Raw genomic sequence first — 14,931 nt, 5'->3', positions numbered from 1 at the left:
GTGCAACGAGCCCGCTGAATCTTGCAGATTATTTTTAGCGCTTGAGCGGGAGCCCGAGAACCGGGCCCCCGAGGAACCCGATCAATGACCGAAAATATCGACTTTCTTGGCTTTCTTCTCCGCACGCTTTTCAATGGCGGTCTTGGCCGGTTTCTTCTTCGCGGCTTTCTTTGAATCCATACCTTTGGACATGATGCGTACTCCACTCACAGGGATGTAGGCTCAGGTATACACCTATCCCGCGTCGTGCGTTCTTTTATAATCGGCGCTTTGCCCGCCGACAGTCCGATCCCATGTCCGATACCCAATACAGCCTGCTCGACGCCTCTCTATGGCCGTTGATGAACAAGTTTTACCGCAGCCACCAATCGTCGATGAAGGCAGTGCGCGATGCGCAACTGTGGGTGGCGCGGCGCGATGAAATCGTTGCCGCGTTGTGTTTGCGCCCGGTGGCGGGTGGACGCTGGTTGACGGGGTTGTTTGTCGATCCCACGTGTCGTGAACAAGGGATTGCCGCACAGTTGATCGCGGCGGCAGTGCAGGAAATGAGCGAGCCGGTGTGGCTGTTCTGTCACCCGGATCTGCGTGGGTTTTATGAGCGGCGCGGGTTCACCTTCGACCCGGCGCTGCCGCAGGCGATGGCGGAGCGCTTGAGTCGGTATGCGCGGAGCAAGCCGATGATTGCGATGGAGCTGAGACCTTCAATCTGACGCAAAACCCTTGTGGGAGCGAGCTTGCTCGCTCCCACAAGGGTTTTGGGGTGTTGACGGGATCAGTCGTCAGCCGTGGGATCGAGGTCCGGGAACATCACTTCGGTAAATCCGAACTTGCTGAAATCGGTGATGCGCGACGGGTACAGCCGGCCGATCAGGTGATCGCATTCGTGCTGCACGACGCGGGCGTGGAAACCTGAGGCGATACGCACAATCGGCTCGCCCTTGGGATCAACACCCTCGTAGCGAATCTGCTGATAGCGGTCCACCGCGCCACGCAAGCCCGGCACCGACAGACAGCCTTCAAAGCCCTCTTCCGTCAGCGGGCTCAGTGGCGTGATCAACGGATTGATCAGGATCGTCTGCGGCACCGCTTCAGCCTCGGGATAGCGCTCACTGTGCTCGAAACCGAAGATCACCAGTTGCAGGTCGACGCCAATCTGCGGCGCGGCCAGGCCGACGCCACCGACGCTTTCCATGGTCTGGAACATGTCATCGATCAGTTGCCACAGCTCGGGGCTGTCGAACATCTCGGTCGGTACAGGCGGGGCGATACGCAGCAGGCGTTCGTCGCCCATTTTGAGGATTTCACGAATCATGATCAGGCTTCGTCAGTGTCCGGCTTGAGCGAGTGGTCGCGCCCCAGGCCCGAGACATGTTGTTTGGGGTGTTCATCGAGTTCGCCCGGGACTTTCTCGCCCGACTCCTTGCCCTCGCTGGACATGTGTTCGATCACCGCATTCATCTCGGCCCCGAGCAGCAGCACCGCCGAGGAAATATAGAAATACAGCAGCAGCACGATGATCGCCCCGATGCTGCCATACATCGCGTTGTAGTTGGCGAAGGTTTTGACGTAGAACGCAAAGCCCAACGAGGCGATGATCCACACCACCACGGCCAGCACCGAGCCCGGGGTGATGAAGCGGAATTCCTGTTTGACGTCAGGCATCACGTAGTAGATCAGCGCCACGGCAACCATCATCAGAATCACGATCACCGGCCAGCGCGCAATCGTCCACACCGTGACAATGAAGTCTTCCAGACCCACCTGCGCGGCAATCCAGCCCATCACCTGCGGCCCGAGCACCATCAGCGCGGCGGCGGCCAGCAGCATGCCGGCGATGCCGACGGTGTAGAAAATCGACAGTGGAAAGCGCTTCCAGATCGGCCGGCCTTCGACCACATCATAAGCGGCGTTCATCGCGCTCATCATCAGGCGCACACCGGCAGAGGCGGTGTACAGGGCGATGACGATACCGAACGAGAGCAAGCCGCCCTTGGACTGCTGCAACTGATCGATCACCGGGTTGACCTGGTCCAGCGCCTGCGGCGGCAGCACCAGTTCCGATTGCAGACGCAGCCAGGTGAAGAAGTCCGGCAGGTGCAGGAAACCGATCAGGGCAATCAGGAACAGAATGAACGGGAACAGCGAGAACAGCATCTGGTAGGCCAGCGCCGAGGCGTAGGTGGACATCTCGTCGTCGATGAATTCAGTGACCGTGCGCACCATCACCCGGTGCAAGGGCAGACCTTTCATGTCCGGAAAAATCATTCGCGTCTCCTTTCGCCGCAAACAGGTTGAAGTCGTGGCGACTCAGGGGCCGTTTTTTACATCACGGTAGCCTACTTGGCGACCTTCGTGGATGACCGTCGGGTTTTGACACAAAAACGGCCATCCTTGGATGGCCGTTCCGGTGTTTCGTTCAAGGCTCGATTACGCCTTGTCGACACCTTTTTTGATGGCGTCCTTGGCTTTGCCGACAGCTTGCTGGGCCTCGCCTTTTTTCTCTTGCAGCTTGCCTTCGGCTTGCAGCTTGGTGTTGTCGGTGGCTTTACCGACGCCTTGCTTGACGTTGCCGACCGCTTCGTTGGCCATGCCTTTTACTTTATCGCCTGTGCTACTCATGGTGTTTCTCCTTGGTGCATTGAAGGGGAAAAGTCAGTACGTAATGATTGACTGGGCGGGTTTGCCACGAGTTTCATTTATTTTTCGCCCTTCATTTCGTCGTGCAACGCAGGTTGGGCTTTATGTTTGCCCCTCAAGCCCCGAGAATGCGCACCTATGGGCGCCGTGCGCCAACGATCAGATCCCGCAGGAATGTTATGAAACTCGATAAAAAGCAGGCCATTGCCCGTCGTAACCAGGAACTGGGCGGTGCTGTGCTCGGCACCAACAACTGCCACTTCGCCGAACTGAACCGCAACCGCAACATCTGGTGGTTCGACCTGCCAGTGACGCGCCTGGCCGTCGGTCAGTACGAGTGGATTCACCTGCTGATGCACACCCCGGCCACCGACGAGCTGCTGCACCTGAAAGTGCCGACGGTGTTCCTGCGGGAAAAACTCGAAGGCCTGGTGATTCGCAACGAAGGCAAGCGCAAGGCCGCGTTGAGTCTGGAATTGAGCGCGGACAAGGATTCGTACCTGCAGGACATGCGTCCGGCGGGGACCAACGTGAATTTCGCGCCGTTCCGTCAGTAGGATCAGTGCCGCTCCCTTCCCCTCACCCTAACCCTCTCCCAAGGGAGAGGGAACTGACCGAGGTGTTTGGGCGAGGTACGCCGACATGGGATATCGAGTCGAACTCAGGTTTTGAACTGCACGCGATCGGCCCCCTCTCCTTCGGGAGAGGGCTGGGGTGAGGGGCAGGTTCAACGCTTAACCCAAGCCATGCTCCGCACCAACAAAAAGCCCCGCATCTGCGGGGCTTTTTGGTTTAGGCGGCGGACTTGGCCTTGATCTTCTTCAGCTCTTCGTCACGCAACTCGCGGCGCAGGATCTTGCCGACGTTGGTGGTCGGCAGCGCGTCGCGGAACTCGACCGAACGCGGGACCTTGTAGCCGGTGACGTTGGCGCGCATGTGCTCCATCACGGTTTCCTTGGTCAGGGTCACACCCGGCCTGGCAACGATGAAAATCTTGATCGCCTCTCCCGACTTCTCGTCCGGCACGCCGATGGCGGCGCACTGCAACACGCCCGGCAGCGTCGCCAGCACGTCTTCCAGCTCGTTCGGATAAACGTTGAAACCGGAGACCAGAATCATGTCTTTCTTGCGATCGACAATGCGCATGTAGCCATCGGGCTGGATCAGCGCGATATCACCGGTCTTCAGCCAGCCTTCGCTGTCGAGCATTTCATCGGTGGCTTCCTGACGCTGCCAGTAACCTTTCATCACTTGCGGGCCTTTGATGCACAGCTCGCCGATCTCGCCCAGCGGCTGCTCGACACCAGCATCGTCGATGACTTTGCACAGGGTCGACGGCACTGGAATGCCGATGGTGCCGATCTGGATGTGCTGGATCGGGTTGACCGTGGCCACCGGACTGGTTTCGGTCATGCCGTAACCTTCGCAAATCGAGCAGCCGGTCACCGCTTTCCAACGCTCGGCTGCGGCCAGTTGCAGGGCCATGCCGCCGGACAGGGTGACTTTCAGGTTGGAGAAATCCAGCTTGCGGAAGCCTTCGTTGTTGCACAGCGCCACGAACAGCGTGTTCAGGCCGACAAAGCCGCTGAACTTCCACTTCGACAGCTCCTTGACCATCGCCGGCAGGTCGCGCGGGTTGCTGATCAGGATGTTGTGGTTGCCGATCAGCATCATCGCCATGCAATGAAAGGTGAACGCATAGATGTGGTACAGCGGCAGCGGCGTGATCAGGATCTCGCAACCTTCATTGAGGTTGGAGCCCATGAGTGCCTTGCACTGCAGCATGTTGGCGACGAGGTTGCGATGGGTGAGCATCGCGCCCTTGGCCACGCCGGTGGTGCCGCCGGTGTATTGCAGCACCGCGACATCGCTGCTGTGCGGATTGGCTTCGGCCACAGGCTGGCCCTGGCCCTTGCTCAGCACGTCGTTGAACTTGACGGCTTTAGGCAAGTGATAGGCCGGCACCATCTTCTTCACGTACTTGATCACGCTGTTGATCAACAGGCGTTTGACCGGCGGCAGCAGGTCGGCGACTTCGGTGACGATGACGTGTTTGACGCCGGTTTTCGGCACCACGGTTTCCGCCAGGTGCGCCATGTTGGCCAGGCAAACCAGGGCTTTTGCGCCGGAGTCGTTGAATTGGTGTTCCATTTCCCGCGCGGTGTACAGCGGGTTGGTGTTGACCACGATCAGCCCGGCGCGGATCGCACCGAAAACGGCGACCGGGTACTGCAGAACATTGGGCAGTTGCACGGCGATTCGATCACCGGGCTGCAAGTCGGTATGCTGTTGCAGATACGCAGCAAACGCGCCGGACAATTCGTACAGTTCACCGTAGGTGATTGTCTTGCCCAGGTTGCTGAAAGCCGGTTTGTTGGCGAAGCGTTGGCAAGATTGCTTCAACACTGCCTGAATATTCGGGTACTCGTCTGGATTGATGTCGGCAGCAATTCCAGCCGGGTATTTATCCTTCCAAAAGTCTTCGATCATGGAAGCCCACTCCTCAGCAACGCGAATTCTTCACCGCATTTGATGCGATTATTATTGGTGTGTGTTTTGTATTGGTGAATCTGGCTTTCAGATAGGCCGAGAAGTCACAAAGCGCGCCGAGAGTAGCAGCTTTGCCGAGGGCCGACTAGAGCCAAAAGCGGCCTCCACAGTCACTTTGATGACTCAAGACTTTCTAACAGTCATTTTAGAGCAAAAATCCTAGACATCCCTGAAAGCCCCGGTTTTCGGGGTCATCAAACAAAAATTCGCGAGCAGGCTCGCTCCAACAGGGACTACATCTATACCTGTGGGAGCGAGCCTGCTCCGGGCGGCGTTCCGACGAATGCGCGAAGCGCAGCAATTAAGGGCTACGCGATATCGCGCAACTCCCTGCGCAGAATCTTCCCGACCGGCGTCATCGGCAACGACTCACGCAGCACGATGTGTTTCGGCACTTTGTAAGCGGTGAAATTCTCTTTGCAGTAGGCCTTGAGCTCTTCGAGGCTGACCCCGGTTTCCCGTGCAACCACAAACAGCTTCACCGCCTCGCCCGAACGCTCGTCCGGCACACCGATTACCGCGCAGTTGGCGACTTTCGGGTGGGCCATCACCACGTCTTCGATCTCGTTGGGGTACACGTTGAAGCCGGAGACGATGATCATGTCCTTCTTGCGGTCGACGATGCGCACAAAGCCATCCGGGTCGATCACTGCAATGTCACCGGACTTGAACCAGCCCTCGGCATCCAGTACTTCGGCGGTGGCTTCGGGTTGGTGCCAGTAGCCTTTCATGATCTGCGGGCCCTTGATGCACAACTCACCACGTTCGCCCAGCGGCTGCTCGACACCCTCGTCATCGATGACTTTCAGCAGCGTGCCCGGCACCGGCAGGCCGACCGTGCCCAGGCGCGACTTGTCGCCATACGGGTTGGTGCACGCCACCGGCGAGGTTTCGGTCAGGCCGTAACCTTCGGTGATGCGGCAACCGGTGATCTGCTCCCAGCGCTCGGCGGTAGCCTTGACCAGCGCGGTACCGCCAGAGTTGGTCAGCTTGAGGCTGGAGAAATCCAGGGCCTTGAAGTCCGGGTGATCCATCAGCGCGACGAACAGGGTGTTGAGCCCGAGCAACGCCGAGAAGCGCCAGTTCTTCAGCTCCTTGATGAAGCCTGCGATGTCCCGCGGGTTGGTGATCAGTACGTTGTGGTTGCCGGAGACCATCATGCACATGCAGTTCGCGGTGAAGGCATAGATGTGGTACAGCGGCAGCGGCGCCACCATCACCTCCTGCCCTTCGCGCAACAATGGCTGGCCGTCAGGCCCCAACTGCGCCAGGCATGCGCGCACTTGCTGCATGTTCGCCACGAGGTTGCCGTGGGTCAGCATGGCTCCTTTGGCGAGGCCGGTGGTGCCGCCGGTGTATTGCAACACGGCGATGTCGTCGAGGCCGACTTTCAGCGGTTTGATGCCCAGCCCGCGCCCCAGCCGCAGCGCACTCTTGAACGAGATTGCTTGCGGCAACGAATACGCCGGGACCATTTTCTTCACTTTGCTGACCACGGTGTTGATCAGCCAGCCCTTGGCGGTGGGCATCAGGTCGCCCATCTTCGCTTCGATCAGGTATTGCAGGTCAGTGTCGGGCAGCACTTCCTGGACCTTCTGCCCGAACATGTTCAGGTACACCAGCGCCCGGGCACCGGAGTCCTTGAACTGGTGGCGCATCTCGCGCGCGGTGTACAGCGGGTTGGTGTTGACCACGATCAGCCCGGCGCGCAAGGCGCCAAACACGGCAATCGGATACTGCAGCACATTGGGCATCTGCACCGCGATGCGATCTCCCGGCACCAGATCGGTGTGGGCTTGCAAGTAACCGGCAAACGCTGCGCTGTAGCGCTCCAGCTCAGCGTAGGTCAGGGTCACGCCCATGTTGCTGAAGGCTGGACGGTCCGCGAACTTCTTGCAGGAACGCTCAAACACCTCGATCACCGACTTGAACTCGCCCATGTCGATGTCCAGCGGTACGCCAGCGGGGCGTTTGTCATTCCAGAAATCAGGTTGCATTGTTCTTGTCCTCTTTACCTGAATCGATCCGGGAGCCGCTTTCTGTCCTTTTGCTGTTATCCCTTGAAAGCACAAAGCAAAAAGCGGAGCTTCACGGACACTAGCAGTTATGACCTTTGAGGCAAATATGGGCGATGGCGACATTGATCGTATGAATCTTCCCGCCGTGGCGTGAGCTGATCGGACGCGCTATACAATGCTACGACTGCGGGCCGTTACCGCTCGATAAAAAGGAATTGCCATGATCCACCACGCCTTCTGGCTCGACGCGAGTGACCGCAGCCGCCTCTTCGTCAACCAGTGGCTCCCGGCCGCGCCATTGAAAGCGGTGATCCTGCTGGCCCACGGCATGGCCGAGCACAGCGCACGCTACGAGCGGCTGGCTGAAGCGTTTTGCGCACAAGGCTACGGTGTCTACGCCCCGGACCTGCGCGGCCATGGCAGGACGGCCGAAAACGGCACACTCGGGCATTTCGCCGATGACGATGGCTGGTGCAAGGTGATCGGCGATCTGGCCAGCCTCAATCAGCACATCGGCCAGCAGCATCCCGACGTGCCGATCATCCTGCTCGGGCACAGCATGGGCAGCTACCTCGCCCAGGGCTACCTGCTGCATCACAGCGCCAGTCTGCACGGGGCGATTCTCAGCGGTTCGAATTTCCAGCCGGTGGCGCTCTATGGCGCGGCGCGGCAGATCGCTCGTCTCGAGAAGCTGCGTCAGGGCGCCAGAGGGCGCAGCGCGCTGATCGCGTGGCTGTCGTTCGGCTCGTTCAACAAGAAATTCAAACCGGCACGCACGCCGTTCGACTGGCTGAGCCGCGACCCGGTCGAGGTCGATCTGTATGCCAACGACCCGTTGTGCGGCTTTCGCTGCACCAATCAACTGTGGATCGATCTGCTCGGTGGCTTGCAGCAGATCAGCAAAGCGTCCAATCTCGCCCAGATCGACCCGGGCCTGCCGCTGCTGGTGATCGGCGGTGAATGTGATCCGGTGAGCGAAGGCAAGCGTCTGACAGATCTGGCCGATGCGTTGCGCACGGCTGGCAGCCAGAACCTGCAACTGAAGATCTACCCGCAGGCGCGGCACGAATTGTTCAATGAAACCAATCGCGACGAAGTGATCGCCGATGTGCTGACCTGGATCGACCAGGCGTTGAGCCATCGTCGCCCTCACCGCAGCGAATAATTTTTTGTGGATTCACTTTAATCCGTCACAGGAATCAAGACCGATGACCCAGGTTACCAACATCCCTTACGAAGCCCTCGAAGTCGGCCAGACCGCCAGCTACAGCAAGACCGTCGAAGAGCGCGACATTCAGCTGTTCGCCGCGATGTCGGGCGACCACAACCCGGTGCACCTAGACGCCGAGTTCGCCGCTGCCAGCATGTTCAAGGAACGCATCGCCCACGGCATGTTCAGCGGCGCACTGATCAGCGCTGCCGTTGCGTGCGAGCTGCCAGGGCCGGGCACCATCTACATCGGCCAGCAGATGAGCTTTCAGAAGCCGGTAAAGATCGGCGACACCCTGACCGTGCGCCTGGAAATTCTCGAGAAGCTGCCGAAGTTCCGCGTGCGCATCGCCACTCGCGTGTTCAACCAGCGTGATGAATTGGTAGTGGATGGCGAGGCCGAGATTCTGGCACCGCGTAAACAGCAGACCGTGACCTTGCCGACGCTGCCGGCGATCAGCATCGGCTGATCTTCAGGTACACAAAAAACAAATGTGAGAGCAGGCTTGCTCGCGAAGGGGTCGTGTCAGCAACATAATCGTTGCATGACACACCGCTTTCGCGAGCAGGCCCGCTCCCACAGTTTTTCCAGCGTGGCTTTACGAACGGGCGCGAGCCTGGTTACGCAGGGCTTTCACCTGATCGTGATTGCGTTGCACGCCGTGGTATTGGCGTTCAACCAGATCACGAATACCGACCAGGTTGTGCTTGTTGATTTTCTCGATGGCTTCACGATAAGCCTTCAGGGCGTGGTCTTCACCGCGCTCGGCTTCGTTGAGCACGGCTTCTTCGTCCTTGCCGGTGAACATGGCTTTGACGTCGACCCAGCGACGGTGCAAATCACCGCTGACGCTGGTAGAGGTTTCCGGATCACCGCCCATCGAACGCACGGTGACCTGCAGTTCGGCTGCCGCGGTGGCGCAATCGGCTGAGCGCTTGGTGAACAGCGCCTTGAGTTCCGGGTGCTTGATGTCTTCGGCGCAAGTCTTGAACCCTTCCTGGCCGTCCTTGCTGGTTTCGATCAGGTCGTTGAGTACAGAGATGGCTTCTTTGTTCATGTCAGTCATTTTTCAATTCCTTGCAGTTGGTTGAAGATGCAAGGGTTATTGCAGTGTGTATGCCAGCTTTTACATAAATTTATTTTCGTTATTTATCAAATACTTAAAAATAAATGAAGCCTCTGTATCACGGTTATTTGCATGATCTGTCATTTGGCCTGCATGCAGAATGCCTGTATTTTCCAGAGTGTTTCGAATCCAGATGATTGTCGCTGATGAATCCTGAAAAACTCGAACTGCTGATCACCCGTGAAATGCCCTTCGGCAAGTACAAGGGCCGGATCATTGCCGACCTGCCGGGGCCCTATCTGAACTGGTTTGCCCGCGAAGGTTTCCCCCACGGCGAACTCGGCGGGCTGCTGGCGCTGATGCACGAAATCGACCATAACGGTCTGTCGGACCTGCTCGAACCGCTACGCGCCAAACACGGCAAACCTGCCCCGCGCCACTGAAGCGCCCTCTTCCCTTGAGCCGAGTCGACCATGCCTGACAACCCCCGCCGTGCCCGTGACGAAGCGTTCTGGCAGACCTTCGCCGACCGCTATGAAGCGCAAACCGGCCCGCTGAACCTGGAGAACGGTTATTTCGGACGCATGTCGCGCACGGTGATCGAGGACTACCAGCGCAACATCGAGCTGATCAACACGAGCAACTCGGTGTATGTGCGCCAGCGTTTCGAACAGCACGACAGCCTCGATATCCGCGCACAACTGGCCGAGACGATAGGCGTGCGCGCGCAAAGCGTGGCCTTCACCCGCAATGCCAGTGATGCGCTGCAGTCGCTGATCCGCAATTACAACCGCCTGCAACCAGGCGACCAGGTGTTGATCTGCGACCTCGAATACGACACGGTCAAAGGCGCCATGCGCTGGCTGGCACGGCATCGCGGCGTGGACGTGATCGAAGTCAATCACAACCATCCGGCCAGTTACGACAGCCTGCTGGACACTTACCGCGAAACCTTCATCCGCTATCCGAAACTCAAGCTGATGGCCCTGACCCATGTCACCCACCGCACCGGGCTGGTAATGCCAGTGCAGGCCATCGCTGCGCTGGCGAAACAATATGGCGTAGACATCATCCTCGATGGTGCTCACGCCCTCGGCCAGATCGACCTCAACCTGGAAGCACTGGGCATCGCGTTCGCCGGGTTCAACCTGCACAAGTGGATTGGCGCGCCATTGACCCTGGGCTTTCTGTACATCGCCCCGCAGCGCCTTGCCGACATTGACCCGGACATGGGTGAAATGCACTTTCCGGTCAGCGACATCCGCGCGCGCACGCCGTACAGCACGCCAAACATTCCGGCACTGATGTCCCTGCCGCTGGCGCTCGAGGAGCACCGTTCGCTCGGCGGCGCAGCGGCCAAAGGCGCGCGACTCAATTACCTGCGCAACCTGTGGGTCAGCGCGGTGCGGCACCTGCCGGGAATCGAAGTGATGACCCCGGACGATCCGCGCCTGTATTGCGGCATCACCTCGATGCGCTTCACCCGCCACACCGATCAACAGGCGATGGTCGAGCGACTGCTCAACGAGCACAACCTGTTCACTGTGGTGCGCAACGGTGCGGCGAGCGGACCGAGCATCCGCATCACTCCGGGGCTGACCACCACCGCTGCCGACATGCAGACGCTGACCCGCGCCCTCAACGAGCTGCGCTGATCCGCTCACACGGTGTACTTGTCGAAGTCCTCGGGCTTGATCTGCGATGAGGCGGCGAAGGTGTCGATGCCGATGGTCATGTGCCCGAAAAAGCCATCCTCGTGAGAGTCACGGCCAATCGGCCACACGGTCAGGGTCGAGCCTTCGCCCCCACTGTTCGCGTAATAGCTGTCTTCGGCATTGTTCAAGGGTGACGAAGCCCGCCCGCGATAATCCCGGGCGTTGAGCACCGAGCGGGAGACCACTTCGGGGAAATACAGCTGGCCGACCCAGGCAACGTTGCGCTCCTCGAGATATTTACTACCGGCCACGATGCGCACCGCGACGTGAATGTGCAGTGCACGACCGGCGTAGAAGCCCGGATAAATCGTGGTGAAACGCGCCCGTCCCTGGTGATCGCAGAACTGGCTGCCGCGCAGGTAGGTGTCATCGTCGGTACGCGGGATCGAGCCGATGGCATCGGTGTCGACTTCAAGATCCGGATTGATCCGGCTCCACCCCGAGTAAGCGCCCCGCGCATTACAGTGCCAGATATCGACCAGCGCTCCGCTCACCGGCTCGCCGGTCATGGCGTCGACGATGCTCAGGCGCAGCAGCAAGGGCAATCCTTCGGCACCTTCGCTGATGTTGCGGCGCAGCAGTTTGGGATTGCGGAAGTACGGCCCGGCGATTTGCTCGGGAGCCAACTGATAGATCGGTTGCGGCGATGAGGCTGCAGTATCTCGTTCCATGACACGTTCTCTCTTTTCCATAAGATGAACGCAGATTAACGGCGCACAAGGCCTTCGGTGCGGTAACTATGTATCGCGCCATTTCTCGTGACTTTTTCCGGGCAAAAAAAAACGGTGCACCGACCAAGCGCACCGTAAAGCCGTAGAACACACAACGAAGTGTCAGGTAAAAACTTTCAATCCAGCAGCATCAGTCCAGCAGCGCCAGGGCCTCGGCGGTGCATTCCTGAATGCGCGCCCAGTCGCCGTTCTTGATCCACTCAGGATCGAGCATCCAGCTACCGCCCACGCACATGACGTTTTTCAGCGCCATGTAGCTCTTGATGTTGGCCGGGCCGACGCCGCCGGTCGGGCAGAATTTAACTTCGCCGAACGGGCCGCCGAGGGCCTTGATCGCTGCCACGCCGCCGCTGACTTCAGCGGGGAACAGCTTGAAGCGGCGATAACCCAGGCCATAGCCTTCCATGATGCCGGAGGCGTTGCTGATGCCTGGCAACAGCGGGATCGGGCTGTCGACGCTGGCTTCGAGCAGGTCACGGGTGATGCCCGGGGTGACGATGAATTGCGAACCGGCCGCTTCGGCCGCCGCGAGCATATTACGATCGAGCACGGTGCCGGCACCGGTCACCAGCTCCGGACGCTGCTCGCGCAGGATCTGGATCGCCTTGAGACCGAACTGCGAACGCAGGGTCACTTCCAGCGCGGTCAGGCCACCGGCCGCCAGGGCGTCGGCCAGCGGCAACACGTCCTGTTCACGGGCGATGGTGATCACCGGCAGGATCCGCGCCTTGGCGCAGAGGCTGTCGATCAGGGCAACTTTGTCCGCCATGGAAACGGTCGGGGATGGGGTTGTCATAGCGGCTGTTCCTTGGCTCATGGGCACCAGTAAATCTCTAACGTAGGTTGCAGAAACGCGCGAACCGGCATGGCCGCGACGTCGTCGGATGCCAGTGCGGCATTCAGGGTGGTCAGTTTCGATTGACCCGAAATCGACAGAATCTTGTGCCTCGCCGAAGCCAGCAGCGCGCGGCCCATGGTCAGGCGTTGACGCGGCACACTTGGCGCCAGCATCGGCCAGCAACGGCGCGTGCCATCGGCCTGCAAGGCTTCGGCGAGGTTCGGGCTGTCGGGGAACAGCGACGCGGTGTGACCGTCATCGCCCATGCCCAGCACCAGCACGTCAATCGGCGGCAATTCGGCGAGCAAGCGGTCGGCTTGTTCCGCAGCCTGCTCGACGTTGGCCGCCGCGCTATAGAGGCTGAGGAACTGCGCCTTGGCGGCCGGCCCTTTGAGCAGATACTGCTTGAGCAGGCCGGCGTTGCTGTCGGCGTGTTCGACCGGTACCCAGCGCTCGTCGGCGAGGGTCACGACGACCTTCGACCAGTCCAGTTCCTGCTTGGCCAGGTGCTGGAAAAACGCCACCGGGCTGCGACCACCGGAGACCACCAGCACCGCGTTGCCGCGAGCGCCAATGGCTTCATTCAGTTGCTTGGCGACGTTCAGCGCCAGGCCTTCGGCCAACAGCACCGGACTCTTGAACGGGTGGGCATTCACGCCCGCCGGCAGTTTCACATCAGATATCGCCATACCACGACCTCCCGTCCCGCGTGATCAGTGCAATCGAGCTCATCGGCCCCCACGACCCGGCCGCATACGGCTTGGGCGCGTCACCGGACTTTTTCCACCCGGCGATCAACTGGTCACACCATTTCCACGCGGCTTCGATTTCATCTTTACGGACAAACAGGTTCTGATTGCCGTTCATCACTTCCAGTAACAACCGCTCGTAGGCGTCGGGGATCCGCGCGCTGCGCCAGGTGTCGGAGAAATTCAGTTGCAGCGGACCGCTGCGCAGTTGCATGCCCTTGTCCAGGCCCTGCTCCTTGGTCATCACGCGCAAGGAAATGCCTTCGTCCGGTTGCAGACGGATGATCAGTTTGTTGCTGATCTGCAGGCGTTGTTCCGGCGCAAAAATGTAGTGCGACGGTTCCTTGAAGTGGATGACGATCTGCGACAGTTTCTGCGGCATGCGCTTGCCGGTACGCAGATAGAACGGCACGCCGGCCCAGCGCCAGTTGCGGATGTCGGCACGCAGGGCAACGAAGGTTTCGGTGTCGCTCTGAGTGTTGGAGTTCGGTTCTTCCAGGTAGCCCGGTACGGACTTGCCTTCGCTGTGACCGGCGATGTACTGACCGCGCACCACTTGCGTGGTCAGGCCTTCCGGGCTGATCGGCGCCAGCGCCTTGAGCACTTTTACCTTTTCGTCACGGATGCTGTCGGCAGACAGGTCGGCCGGCGGGTCCATGGCGATCAGGCACAGCAGCTGCAGCAGGTGGTTCTGGATCATGTCGCGCAGTTGGCCGGCCTTGTCGAAGTAGCCCCAACGGCCTTCGATGCCGACCTTCTCGGCCACGGTGATTTCCACGTGGGAGATGTAATTCTGGTTCCACTGGGTTTCGAACAGGCTGTTGGCGAAACGCAGGGCGATCAGGTTCTGGACGGTCTCTTTGCCCAGGTAGTGGTCGATGCGGTAGGTGCGGTTCTCCGGGAAGAACTGCGCCACGGCGTCGTTCACTTTGCGCGAGGACTCCAGATCGGAGCCGATCGGTTTTTCCAGGACCACGCGGGTATTTTCTGCCAGACCGACTTTCGCCAGGTTCTCGCAGATCGCGCCGTACACCGCCGCCGGGGTGGCGAAGTAGGCAATCATGCGTTGAGTGCTGCCAGCCAGTTCGGCCAGCGCCACGTAATCTTCAGCCTTGAGGAAGTCGACATGCAGGTAGCTCAGACGCGCCAGAAAGCGCTCGGCCACGGCCTCGTCCAGTTCTTTGCCGACGTAACGGCGCAATTCGGCGGCGATGAATGCCAGGTGCTGCTGCTCGGTGCCGTCTTCACGGGCCAGTGCGATGATGCGCGTGTCCTCGTGCAACAGGTCAGCGCCATCGAGGTGATAAAGGGCAGGAAACAGCTTGCGCAAGGCCAGATCGCCGAGAGCGCCGAACAAGGCAAAGGTGCACGGTTCAACCGTAATCGAAGGCATGATGTTTGTTCTTTTATCAAGTTA

The 14,931-nt window shown here is 59.7% G+C and carries 16 protein-coding genes; 6 read left to right on the top strand and 10 right to left on the bottom strand.

Annotation, left to right across the window (positions count from 1 at the left end):
* The first annotated feature begins 293 nt into the window (after positions 1-293).
* Positions 294-710 carry a GNAT family N-acetyltransferase gene (locus PseAD21_RS18800; RefSeq protein ID WP_102356978.1) on the top strand — a complete coding sequence of 139 codons (417 nt, stop codon included), beginning with the start codon at positions 294-296 and terminating at the stop codon, positions 708-710.
* A 62-nt stretch (positions 711-772) separates the two neighbouring features.
* Here the strand turns inward: PseAD21_RS18800 and def are convergent, their stop codons facing one another.
* The 3 genes from def to PseAD21_RS18785 all read right to left on the bottom strand — a co-directional run bounded on the left by def (position 773) and on the right by PseAD21_RS18785 (position 2,619).
* On the bottom strand, positions 773-1,312 hold the full coding sequence (def, locus tag PseAD21_RS18795) for a peptide deformylase (RefSeq protein WP_102356977.1): 540 nt from the start codon (positions 1,310-1,312) through the stop codon (positions 773-775).
* A gap of 2 nt (positions 1,313-1,314) precedes the next feature.
* On the bottom strand, positions 1,315-2,265 hold the full coding sequence (locus PseAD21_RS18790) for a YihY/virulence factor BrkB family protein (protein ID WP_102356976.1): 951 nt from the start codon (positions 2,263-2,265) through the stop codon (positions 1,315-1,317).
* Positions 2,266-2,427: 162 nt separating this feature from the next.
* Positions 2,428-2,619 (bottom strand): CsbD family protein, encoded by a 192-nt coding sequence (locus PseAD21_RS18785; protein WP_027612573.1) that lies wholly within the window; start codon positions 2,617-2,619, stop codon positions 2,428-2,430.
* Between the two features lie 197 nt (positions 2,620-2,816).
* Here PseAD21_RS18785 and PseAD21_RS18780 point away from each other — a divergent pair, with 197 nt between their 5' ends.
* Positions 2,817-3,194: a hypothetical protein gene (locus PseAD21_RS18780; protein WP_007969330.1), complete on the top strand. Its 378-nt coding sequence runs from the start codon at positions 2,817-2,819 to the stop codon at positions 3,192-3,194.
* A gap of 235 nt (positions 3,195-3,429) precedes the next feature.
* Here PseAD21_RS18780 and fadD1 read toward each other — a convergent pair whose 3' ends face one another.
* Positions 3,430-5,127, bottom strand: a complete 1,698-nt coding sequence (gene fadD1 / locus PseAD21_RS18775) for a long-chain-fatty-acid--CoA ligase FadD1 (RefSeq protein ID WP_102356975.1) — start codon at positions 5,125-5,127, stop codon at positions 3,430-3,432.
* Between the two features lie 368 nt (positions 5,128-5,495).
* Positions 5,496-7,184, bottom strand: a complete 1,689-nt coding sequence (fadD2, locus tag PseAD21_RS18770) for a long-chain-fatty-acid--CoA ligase FadD2 (protein WP_102356974.1) — start codon at positions 7,182-7,184, stop codon at positions 5,496-5,498.
* A 241-nt stretch (positions 7,185-7,425) separates the two neighbouring features.
* On the opposite strand from fadD2, the gene PseAD21_RS18765 reads away from it, so the two are divergent.
* Together PseAD21_RS18765 and PseAD21_RS18760 are read left to right on the top strand one after the other, a co-directional pair.
* The gene (locus PseAD21_RS18765; RefSeq protein WP_102356973.1) at positions 7,426-8,370 is read left to right on the top strand and encodes an alpha/beta hydrolase; all 945 of its coding nucleotides are present in this window, start codon (positions 7,426-7,428) and stop codon (positions 8,368-8,370) included.
* Between the two features lie 43 nt (positions 8,371-8,413).
* Positions 8,414-8,884: a MaoC family dehydratase gene (locus PseAD21_RS18760; protein WP_003227420.1), complete on the top strand. Its 471-nt coding sequence runs from the start codon at positions 8,414-8,416 to the stop codon at positions 8,882-8,884.
* Between the two features lie 129 nt (positions 8,885-9,013).
* Here the strand turns inward: PseAD21_RS18760 and PseAD21_RS18755 are convergent, their stop codons facing one another.
* Positions 9,014-9,481, bottom strand: coding sequence for a PA2169 family four-helix-bundle protein (locus PseAD21_RS18755; RefSeq protein ID WP_102356972.1), 468 nt, complete (start codon positions 9,479-9,481; stop codon positions 9,014-9,016).
* Positions 9,482-9,687: 206 nt separating this feature from the next.
* Here PseAD21_RS18755 and PseAD21_RS18750 point away from each other — a divergent pair, with 206 nt between their 5' ends.
* Together PseAD21_RS18750 and PseAD21_RS18745 are read left to right on the top strand one after the other, a co-directional pair.
* Positions 9,688-9,924: a DUF3820 family protein gene (locus PseAD21_RS18750; protein WP_025112833.1), complete on the top strand. Its 237-nt coding sequence runs from the start codon at positions 9,688-9,690 to the stop codon at positions 9,922-9,924.
* Between the two features lie 30 nt (positions 9,925-9,954).
* Entirely contained in the window at positions 9,955-11,136 is a 1,182-nt protein-coding gene (locus PseAD21_RS18745) for an aminotransferase class V-fold PLP-dependent enzyme (RefSeq protein ID WP_102356971.1), read from the top strand.
* A gap of 5 nt (positions 11,137-11,141) precedes the next feature.
* On the opposite strand, the gene PseAD21_RS18740 is transcribed toward PseAD21_RS18745, so the two are convergent.
* From PseAD21_RS18740 to zwf, 4 genes are all read right to left on the bottom strand, one after another.
* Positions 11,142-11,867 carry an intradiol ring-cleavage dioxygenase gene (locus tag PseAD21_RS18740; RefSeq protein ID WP_102356970.1) on the bottom strand — a complete coding sequence of 242 codons (726 nt, stop codon included), beginning with the start codon at positions 11,865-11,867 and terminating at the stop codon, positions 11,142-11,144.
* A 190-nt stretch (positions 11,868-12,057) separates the two neighbouring features.
* Positions 12,058-12,723 carry a bifunctional 4-hydroxy-2-oxoglutarate aldolase/2-dehydro-3-deoxy-phosphogluconate aldolase gene (locus PseAD21_RS18735; RefSeq protein ID WP_007969324.1) on the bottom strand — a complete coding sequence of 222 codons (666 nt, stop codon included), beginning with the start codon at positions 12,721-12,723 and terminating at the stop codon, positions 12,058-12,060.
* Between the two features lie 17 nt (positions 12,724-12,740).
* Positions 12,741-13,454, bottom strand: coding sequence for a 6-phosphogluconolactonase (gene pgl, locus PseAD21_RS18730; protein WP_102356969.1), 714 nt, complete (start codon positions 13,452-13,454; stop codon positions 12,741-12,743).
* Positions 13,441-14,907, bottom strand: coding sequence for a glucose-6-phosphate dehydrogenase (gene zwf, locus PseAD21_RS18725; RefSeq protein ID WP_102356968.1), 1,467 nt, complete (start codon positions 14,905-14,907; stop codon positions 13,441-13,443). The genes pgl and zwf overlap by 14 nt, the downstream gene beginning before the upstream one ends.
* Positions 14,908-14,931 lie beyond the last annotated feature (24 nt).

This window comes from Pseudomonas sp. AD21 (assembly GCF_002878485.1).
Lineage (GTDB): Bacteria > Pseudomonadota > Gammaproteobacteria > Pseudomonadales > Pseudomonadaceae > Aquipseudomonas.
This window is presented reverse-complemented; position numbering and strand designations above follow the sequence as displayed.